This window comes from Streptomyces hirsutus (assembly GCF_001418415.1).
Classification (GTDB): domain Bacteria; phylum Actinomycetota; class Actinomycetes; order Streptomycetales; family Streptomycetaceae; genus Streptomyces; species Streptomyces hirsutus.
Genome location: NZ_LIQT01000490.1, coordinates 1 through 9,288, shown reverse-complemented (window position 1 = coordinate 9,288; position 9,288 = coordinate 1). Strand labels below are relative to the sequence as shown.

At 71.9% G+C, this 9,288-nt stretch carries 7 protein-coding genes and 1 pseudogene; 6 read left to right on the top strand and 2 right to left on the bottom strand.

Translation table 11 applies throughout. The features are described 5' to 3' along the window. Positions 1–163: 163 nt before the first annotated feature. The gene (locus AOK11_RS32035) at positions 164–1,009 is read right to left on the bottom strand and encodes a DUF3109 family protein (protein ID WP_055597193.1); all 846 of its coding nucleotides are present in this window, start codon (positions 1,007–1,009) and stop codon (positions 164–166) included. Between the two features lie 95 nt (positions 1,010–1,104). On the opposite strand from AOK11_RS32035, the gene AOK11_RS32030 reads away from it, so the two are divergent. The 4 genes from AOK11_RS32030 to ilvD all read left to right on the top strand — a co-directional run bounded on the left by AOK11_RS32030 (position 1,105) and on the right by ilvD (position 6,038). Next, positions 1,105–2,037, top strand: a complete 933-nt coding sequence (locus tag AOK11_RS32030; RefSeq protein ID WP_055597195.1) for a Ppx/GppA family phosphatase — start codon at positions 1,105–1,107, stop codon at positions 2,035–2,037. Between the two features lie 390 nt (positions 2,038–2,427). Continuing rightward, positions 2,428–3,291 (top strand): sugar phosphate isomerase/epimerase family protein, encoded by an 864-nt coding sequence (locus AOK11_RS32025; protein WP_055597194.1) that lies wholly within the window; start codon positions 2,428–2,430, stop codon positions 3,289–3,291. Beyond that, a complete protein-coding gene (locus AOK11_RS32020; protein ID WP_079035220.1) occupies positions 3,288–4,016 on the top strand; it encodes a TetR/AcrR family transcriptional regulator in 729 nt (242 codons plus the stop codon). The genes AOK11_RS32025 and AOK11_RS32020 overlap by 4 nt, the downstream gene beginning before the upstream one ends. A gap of 168 nt (positions 4,017–4,184) precedes the next feature. After that, positions 4,185–6,038 (top strand): dihydroxy-acid dehydratase, encoded by a 1,854-nt coding sequence (gene ilvD, locus AOK11_RS32015; protein ID WP_055597192.1) that lies wholly within the window; start codon positions 4,185–4,187, stop codon positions 6,036–6,038. A 47-nt stretch (positions 6,039–6,085) separates the two neighbouring features. Here the strand turns inward: ilvD and AOK11_RS32010 are convergent, their stop codons facing one another. Beyond that, on the bottom strand, positions 6,086–8,398 hold the full coding sequence (locus AOK11_RS32010; protein ID WP_055597191.1) for a serine/threonine-protein kinase: 2,313 nt from the start codon (positions 8,396–8,398) through the stop codon (positions 6,086–6,088). 181 nt (positions 8,399–8,579) lie between these two features. Between AOK11_RS32010 and AOK11_RS32005 the strand changes: the two genes are divergently transcribed. Together AOK11_RS32005 and AOK11_RS32000 are read left to right on the top strand one after the other, a co-directional pair. After that, positions 8,580–8,894 (top strand): SH3 domain-containing protein, encoded by a 315-nt coding sequence (locus AOK11_RS32005; protein WP_055597190.1) that lies wholly within the window; start codon positions 8,580–8,582, stop codon positions 8,892–8,894. Positions 8,895–8,997: 103 nt separating this feature from the next. After that, positions 8,998–9,288, top strand: a pseudogene (locus AOK11_RS32000) (EamA/RhaT family transporter); the annotation flags it as partial.

Sequence of the window (9,288 nt, the reverse complement as noted above, 5' to 3'; positions counted from 1 at the left end):
AGCCCCCGCCCGGCCGACGGACCCGGCGTCCCCGCCCGCCGAGAAGGGCGGCGGTGACATCGGCGATGACATCCGCAGCGCCCTGAGCCCGTCCGCTTCGTGACCGCCGTGACCGCCGTGACCCGAAACCGGTGACCCGTGTGTCCCGCACCGGGGAGGCGGATCAGGCGGGATCCGCCGGATGCGGTGCCAGCAGCGGGAGCTGCGAGGCGAGCCGCTCCTCGCACAGCTCGGCCAGCCGGTCGTAACCGGCCTTGCCCATCAGCTCGGTCAGCTCCGCCCGGTAGGACACGTACACGGGGTCGCCCGCGCCGTGCGCCGAGGTCGCCGACGTGCACCACCAGTGCAGGTCGTGGCCGCCCGGACCCCAGCCCCGGCGGTCGTACTCACCGATCGACACCTGCAGCACGCGCGTGTCGTCGGGCCGGTCGATCCAGTCGTAGGTCCGCCGGACCGGCAGCTGCCAGCACACGTCCGGCTTGGTCTCCAGCGGCTCGCGGCCCTCCCGCACGGCGAGGATGTGCAGCGAGCAGCCCATGCCGCCGGCGAAGCCCGGCCGGTTCTGGAAGATGCACGAGCCCTGGAAGGGGCGGGTCTGACGGTCGCCGTCCTCGTCCTCGGAGACCCAGCCGTTCCGGATGCCCTCGTCGTGGTTCTGCCAGATGTCCGGCGTCAGCCTCGCCACATGGCCCGCGACCCGCTTCTCGTCGTCCTTGTCCGAGAAATGCGCCCCCAGGGTGCAGCACCCGTCGTCCGCGCGGCCCGCCTGGATGCCCTGGCAACCGCTGCCGAAGACACAGTTCCAGCGAGAGGTCAGCCATGTCAGATCGCAGCGGAACACCTGCTCCTCGTCCGCCGGATCGGGGAACTCCACCCACGCCCGAGCGAAGTCGAGGCCCTTCTCGTCGTTCGGCGGCACCTGCGACGGACCGTCGACCGGTTTGGCCTTCTTGGCCTGCTTGGTCATTTTGTCCGCCTTTTCAGCCTTCGCCTTTTTCGTCTTTGGCACTCGTCCAGGGTAAGTCGCCCGGATCGTTGTCCTGTACCGGACCTACTGCGGCGGAGCGGGCTTTTGTCCGCGTCGCGCGCAGTAGCGTGCCGTACATGAGACTCGGTGTCCTCGACGTGGGTTCGAACACGGTGCATCTGCTGGTGGTCGACGCGCACCCCGGGGCATGCCCACTGCCCGCGCACTCGCACAAGGCGGAGCTGCGTCTGGCCGAGCTGCTGGACGCCGACGGAGCGATCGGACCCGGTGGGACGGACCAGGTGATCCAGGTCGTTCACGGGGCGCTCCAGGCCGCCGAGGACAAGGGTGTCGAGGAGTTGCTGCCGTTCGCGACCTCGGCGGTGCGCGACGCCCGCAACGCGGGCGAGGTCCTCGAGCGTGTGCGGGCGGAGACCGGAGTCGAACTCCAGGTCCTCACCGGTGCCGAGGAGGCCCGGCTGACCTTCCTCGCCGCCCGCCGCTGGTTCGGCTGGTCGGCGGGAAAGCTGCTGGTCATCGACATCGGCGGGGGTTCCCTGGAGATAGCCTTCGGCATCGACGAGGAGCCCGACGCCGCGGTGTCGCTGCCGCTGGGCGCCGGCCGCCTCACCGGCACCTGGCTGCCCGGCGACCCGCCGGCACCGGACGACGTGCGGGCACTGCGCCGGCACGTCCGCGCGGAGATCGGCCGTACGGTCGGCGAATTCAGCCGTCTCGGTCCGCCCGACCACGTGGTGGCCACCTCCAAGACCTTCAAGCAACTCGCCCGCATCGCGGGCGCCGCCCGCTCCACCGAGGGCCCGTACGTCCCGCGTGAGCTGAAGGGCCAGTCGCTGGAGGGATGGGTGTCGAGGCTGTCCGGGATGACCACCACCGAGCGCGCCGCGCTGCCCGGTGTCTCCGAGTCGCGCGCCGGCCAGCTGGTCGCCGGGGCGCTGGTCGCGGAGGCCGCGATGGACCTCTTCGGGGTGGAGTCCCTGGAGATCTGTCCCTGGGCGCTGCGCGAGGGCGTCATCCTGCGCCGCCTGGACCACATGGGGCCCGCGTAGCCGCGCACCACGTGACGCGCCCCCACCGCGCGTGACGCGACCGCCCACCACGCGGGGATCGACGGGCCACCGCGCGGGGATCGACGGGCCACCGCGCGGGGATCGATGAGCCGGACCGCGTGGGGATCGATGAGCCGGACCGCGCGGGCCTACGAGCCGGACCGCGCGTGGGTGGGTGAGCCGGGACCGCGCGGGCTTCGACGGGCCGGAACCGTACGGCCGCCGTCCGGTTAGCTCGCTCACACGGCGGCCTCCGGACCGCGGGGCCGCCGGACGGACGAAAAGTGCCCCGTGTGCTGCGGTCATGTGCTCGTGGCCGCGGCGGACGCCTCCGGCCGAAGCCCGTCGTCCGCGTCCCACCCGTCGAACACACCCCGTACGCTGTCCCTCGTGGCAGATCCAGCGGTGCGCATCCCGGATGCGAAGGTCGCTCTGTCGACGGCCTCCGTCTATCCGGAGTCGACGGCGACGGCCTTCGAGATCGCCGCGCGCCTCGGGTACGACGGTGTCGAGGTCATGGTGTGGACCGATCCGGTCAGCCAGGACATCGAGGCGCTGCGCCGCCTCAGCGACTACCACCGCATCCCCATCCTGGCCGTGCACGCCCCCTGCCTGCTCATCACGCAGCGCGTGTGGTCCACCGACCCCTGGACCAAGCTCCAGCGGGCCCGTACCGCCGCCGAGAAGCTCGGTGCCGCCACGGTCGTCGTTCATCCGCCGTTCCGCTGGCAGCGCCAGTACGCCCGCGACTTCGTCGACGGAATCTGGCGGATGGCGGACGAGACGGATGTGCGGTTCGCCGTCGAGAACATGTACCCGTGGCGCTACCGCGACCGCGAGATGCTCGCCTACGCCCCCGACTGGGACGTCACCAAGGACGACTACCGCCACTTCACGATCGACCTCAGCCACGCCTCGACCGCCCGCACCGACGCCCTCGGGATGCTCGACCGCATGGGCGACCGCCTCGGTCACGTCCACCTCGCCGACGGCCGGGGCTCGGCCAAGGACGAGCACCTCGTGCCCGGCCGCGGCGACCAGCCCTGCGCCGAGGTGCTGGAGCGCCTGGCCCTCAACGGCTTCGACGGCCATGTCGTCATCGAGGTCAACACCCGCCGTGCCATGTCCGGCGCCGAGCGCGAGGCCGACCTGGCGGAGGCGCTGGCGTTCACCCGCCTGCACCTGGCGTCGGCGAGGTCCGGGGCCCTCGGGTCCTCGACGGCGACCTCGGCGCTGCGGGCACCTCGCCGATGACCGGCGTCACCGCACCCGGTAGCCCGGAGGAGTCTCCCGGCGGTCCCGGCAGGGAGTCCGGCGGCCCGGCCGAGTCGGTCCCGGACACGTCCGCCACCGCCCCGGACACGCCGCCCGACCGCCCCGGCGCCGCTCCCCGACGCCGTGGCCGGCCCCCGCGCACGGAGTCGGCCGACACCCGGGACCGCATCCTGGACGCCGCCCGCGAGGAGTTCTCCGAACGCGGGTACGACAAGACATCCGTACGGGGCATCGCCAAGTCGGCCGGGGTCGACTCCGCACTGGTGCACCACTACTTCGGCACCAAGGAGCAGGTGTTCGAGGCGGCCGTCGAGGTCGCCTTCGCCCCGGTGCTCAAGGGCCGGCAAGCCGTCCTCGACGCTCCGTTGGAGGAGGTCGGCGAGCGGATGACCCGGATGATCCTCGGCCTCTGGGAGAACCCGGTGACCCGGACCCCGCTGCTCGCGATCATCCGGTCCGCCGTGAACAACGAGACCGCCGCCGGCGTCTTCCGCCGCCTGGTCGCGGGCCAGCTGCTGCGCCGTATCGCCGGGCGGCTCGACCTGCCGGACGCCGAACTGCGCGCCGAGCTCGCCGCGGCACAGCTGGTCGGGATCGCGATGGTCCGGTACGTGATCAAGGTCGAACCGCTGGCCTCGGCGGACGTCGAGCAGATCGTCGAGCGGGTGGCGCCGGTGGTCCAGGGCCACCTCACCGGCCGCTGAAGCGCCGCGCCCCCGCGCGTACCACGGTCTCCGTACCGCTCCCGCACTGAGATACGTATCCCGCATCGCGGACGCCCCGTCCCGCCCACTGGATGACGGGCGTACGCTCGACGACAGTCAGGAATCTCTGACCCCGCACCCCGAGAAGGTCTGAAGGAGCGAGCGACGATGCCCGAGCTGAGGTCCCGCACAGTCACCCACGGCCGCAACATGGCGGGTGCACGCGCCCTGATGCGAGCCTCCGGTGTACCGGGTGCGGACATCGGCCGGAAGCCGATCATCGCCGTGGCCAACAGTTTCACGGAGTTCGTCCCCGGCCACACCCACCTCGCGCCGGTCGGCCGGATCGTCAGCGAGGCGGTCGTCGCGGCCGGCGGCATCCCGCGCGAGTTCAACACCATCGCCGTCGACGACGGCATCGCGATGGGCCACGGCGGCATGCTGTACTCCCTGCCCTCCCGCGACCTGATCGCGGACAGCGTGGAGTACATGGTCGAGGCCCACTGCGCGGACGCCCTGATCTGCATCTCCAACTGCGACAAGATCACCCCGGGCATGCTCAACGCCGCCCTGCGGCTGAACATCCCGACTGTCTTCGTCTCCGGCGGTCCGATGGAGTCCGGTCGGGCGACGCTGGTCGACGGCACGGTCCGCACGCTGGACCTGGTCGACGCGATGGTCGACGCCGCCAACGACAAGATCTCCGACGCCGACGTCCTCCGTATCGAGGAGAACGCCTGTCCGACCTGCGGCTCCTGTTCCGGCATGTTCACCGCCAACTCGATGAACTGCCTCACCGAGGCCATCGGCCTGTCCCTCCCGGGCAATGGCTCGGTCCTGGCCACCCACACGGCCCGCAAGGCGCTCTACGAGGACGCCGCCCGCACGGTCATGGACATCACCCGCCGCTACTACGAGCAGGACGACGACACGGTCCTGCCCCGCTCCATCGCCACCGTCGCCGCCTTCGAGAACGCGATGACGCTGGACATCGCCATGGGCGGCTCCACCAACACGATCCTGCACCTGCTGGCCGCCGCCCAGGAGGCGGAGGTCCCCTTCGGCCTGACCGAGATCGACGCCCTCTCGCGCCGCGTGCCCTGCCTGGCGAAGGTCGCGCCGAACGTCGCCAAGGACCGCACGTACTACATGGAGGACGTGCACCGCGCGGGCGGCATCCCCGCCCTGCTCGGCGAACTGCACCGCGCGGGCCTGCTCAACGAGGACGTGTACTCCGTCCACAGCCCGACCCTGGCCGACTGGCTGAAGACCTGGGACATCCGCGGCGGCTCCCCGTCCCCGGAGGCCGTGGAGATGTGGCACGCGGCTCCCGGCTGCGTGCGCTCCGCCGAGGCCTTCTCCCAGTCCGAGCGCTGGGACACCCTCGACGAGGACGCCGAGGGCGGCTGCATCCGCTCCGCCGAGCACGCCTACTCCAAGGACGGCGGCCTGGCGGTGCTGCGCGGCAACCTCGCCGTGGACGGCTGCGTCGTCAAGACGGCCGGTGTCGACGAGTCGATCTGGACCTTCGAGGGCCCGGCGGTCGTCTGCGAGTCGCAGGAGGAGGCCGTCGAGAAGATCCTCACCAAGCAGGTCAAGGAGGGTGACGTCGTCGTCATCCGCTACGAGGGCCCCAAGGGCGGCCCCGGCATGCAGGAGATGCTCTACCCGACGTCGTACCTGAAGAGCCGCGGCCTCGGAAAGGCCTGCGCCCTGATCACCGACGGCCGCTTCTCCGGCGGCACCTCCGGTCTCTCCATCGGCCACGCCTCCCCGGAGGCGGCCTCGGGCGGCACCATCGCCCTGGTCGAGGAGGGTGACCGCATCCGCATCGACATCCCGAACCGCTCGGTCGAGCTGCTGGTCGACGAGGCCGAGCTGGCCCGCCGCGAGCAGGCACTGGACGGTGCGTACGCCCCGAAGAACCGTGAGCGCAAGGTCTCGGCGGCGCTGAAGGCGTACGCGGCGATGGCCACGAGCGCCGACAAGGGCGCGGTGCGGGACGTGTCGAAGCTGGGCTGAACCGCCCGACGCCCGCGCGACCAACGGGCCCATGGGTTCCGTGGGTCCTACCAGTCGGCCGGGTCACGGCCGTCCACGGCGAAGACCGTGCCATCGGGAGCGCCGGCGTAGACGTGGCCGTCGGCGATCACCGGATTCGGCAGGGTGGCGGCCACGCGGTCGGGGGTGTCACCCATCCGGGGCGCCGTCTGCCCGGCTAGCCGTCCCTCGCGCGCGTCCACGGCAAGCAGCCGGCCGTCCGGCGCCGTGAAGTAGACGTGCCGCTCGTCCGCGACCGGCGTGGACGAGCGGGCGATCCCGGTCTCCAGGCTCCACCGCTGCCGCAGTGCGGCCATGTCGACGGCCACCAGCCTGCCGCCGACGCCCGTCAGGTAGGCGACGTCCCCGTGCAAGGTGCCCTGAGCTTGGGCCAGCGGCACGGGCAGCGTCACCCGGCGCGTCTCCCCGTTGTCCGGTGTGTAGCGGACCAGGGCCTGCGTGGTGTCATAGACCGGGTCGGCGGAAGCGAGTACGAGTGCTTCGCCCGTGCTGCCGACCGGAGTCAGCATCCCCTCCAGCCGGGCGTCCCACCGCACCGCGCCGGACCGCGGATCGACCGCCGTGACCTGCGTGCTGGAACCGTCGTCCGACGTGCTCGCCACGTAGGCCAGCGGGTCCCCCGTGAACGTGCGGAAGTACAGGGTGTCGTGCCCCGGCACCCGCCCGCTCCACAACGCGTCGCCGGAGGTGCTGTCCACACCGGTGACCGTGCCGTCGGCGCCGGTGAGCAGCAACACGTTCCCGGCACCGGTGAGGCCGTTGTGTTCGGCGGTCTCCTGCCGCCACCGCGGCTTCCCCGAGGCCGGGTCGAGGGCCTCCAGGCCGCTGTCCAGCTTCGGCGCGGGCTGCACGAGTCCGCCCGACACGACCGGCGGTCCGCTCGCCGCCGTCCCCGCGGCGGTGTGCCGCCACAGCAGGCCGCCGTCGTCGGGGTCGAGGGCGAACACCGACTCCGCCTGGGCGCACACCAGTAGATCGGCCCCGTACGAGCACTGCGGGCTGCCCGGCTTGCCCGACGGCGCCGCCTCCCACGCCCGGAACGCGTCCGGGGTGCTCTGTGTGCCGACGGGGGCCTGCCGCGCCGAGGGCTCGTCGCCGAACAACTGGACGGAGAAGAGCGTGCCGAACACGGCGAGGGCGAGCGCCCCGCCCCCGAGCAGTGCCCGCTTGCTGAGGGGTGGCCGCGCGGAACGCCGGGCCGCCGTCGGGCCGGAGCGGTGCCCGGGACCGGGTTCGGATTCGGGAGCGGCTCCGGCAACGAGTCCGGCCGCAGGCCCGGCTCCGGTCCGGTTCGCGGGCTCGACGCCGGCCCCGCCCCCGGTGTCGGACCTCCCCTGGTGGCCGGGTGTGGCGCCCGCGGAGGTGGTTCCCGTTTCCGCCTCAGCCCCCGCCTCCGGGTCCGTTTCCGCCTCCGCTTCCGGCTCCGTTCGCTGTGCCGGTATGAAGGTCTGGGAAAGGAAGGCTTGGGACATGAAGGCCTGGGTGTCGTAGGAGGCCGCGACGGACCGCAGTTCCCGCATCAACTCGTCGGGGGAGGGCCGGTCCTCGGGTTCCTTGGCCAGGCAGCGCAGCACCAGAGGGGCGAGCCCGTCCGGTACGCCGGTCAGATCGGGCTCGTCGTGCACCACCTGGTAGGCGACGACGTACGGGCTGTCGGAGTCGAACGGCCCGCGCCCGGTGGCGGCGTGCACCAGGAGCGAGCCGAGCGCGAAGATGTCGGCGGAGGGCCCCACTTCACGGGGACGCCGGAACTGCTCGGGTGCCATGAAGGGCGGGGTACCGATCAATTTTCCGGTCTCGGTCCGCAGTTCGCTGTCCTTTGGCCGAGAGATGCCGAAATCGATGACCTTCGGCCCGTCCCCGGCGAGCAGCACGTTGCTGGGCTTCAGGTCGCGGTGCACGACCCCGACCCGGTGGATGTCCCGCAGTCCCTCAGCCAGTCCGGCCATCAGCCTGCGCAAGTGGGGTGATGGCATGGGGCCGTTCCGCTTTACATGCTGGGCGAGCGTTGGGCCGGGGATGAACAGCGTGGCCATCCAGGGGCGTTCGGCCTCCGGGTCGGCGTCGACGACCGGCGCGGTGAAGGCACCGCTCACCCGTCGCGCCGCCGCGACCTCCTGCCGGAAACGTCCCCTGAACTCGCGGTCCCGCGCGAACTCGGCGTGCACGACCTTCACCGCGAGCTTCAGCCCGGACGTACTCCGGGCCAGATGCACCACGCCCATTCCGCCGGAGCCGAGGCGTGACTCGAGACGGTAGTGACCGGCGTATTCGGGAAGTTCCGCTTCCGCGCCCGCTCCGACGTTCCGCTGTGGCGCCATGGGACCACCCCCGTGCTGTTCGTCCGCGTGCGCGCCGCACAGACCCTAGTCGATGAGATGTACGGGACCGAGGCGGCATGCCGGGGCTGGTGTTCAAACAGCGTACATGTGTGCGTGACGGGATTGCGGGGTATGAACGGGGCCCCATGACAGGCATGGGATCATAACGGGGGAGTTTTCCATGGCAGTTGACCAAGTCGGAGAAGCAGAGGGTGCCGGGGCGGCGGAGCCGGCCGTCGCGGCGGCCGTGCAGTACTACCCGGTCGCGCCGGGCCACCGGCTCAACGTCCGCAGCGGTCCGGGCACGAACTACGCCATCGTCCGCACCCTGCCCCTGGGCGCGCAGGTGCCGATCTTCTGCCAGAGTCCGGGCACGACTGTCGCCGGGCCGTACGGCACGTCGAACATCTGGTGCAACATCGCCAGCGGCCAGTACGTCTCGGACGCCTACGTGAAGACCGGCAGCGACGGCTACGTGGCCCCGCGCTGCGGCTGATCCCGGGTGATCCCGCCCGATCCCGGGTGATCCCGCCCGGGACCGGGTGATCGCGGCCGATCCCGCTCGGAGCCCGCGGGGGCGCCGGAGCCATAATCGAAGCGTGAGCGCAGAGAACGGCACCCCGGACGACCACCCCGCGGGCTCCCCGGGAACCCCCGTCGGCCCCCGCCCCGAGCCCATCCGCTTCTTCGGCACGACCTGGGTCGACCACGACAGCGGCTACGCGGCCCGCCGTATCGGCGTCGCCGTCGGCTCGCTCGCCGCCGCGGCCGCCGCCTGCTTTGTTCTGCGCATCGCCTACCAGGGCTTCCGGATCGCCGAGGTCGGCGGTTTCGTCACGCTCCTCATGGTCGTGATGTTCGCGGTCTGCAGCGCCCTCTCGTTCGGGCAC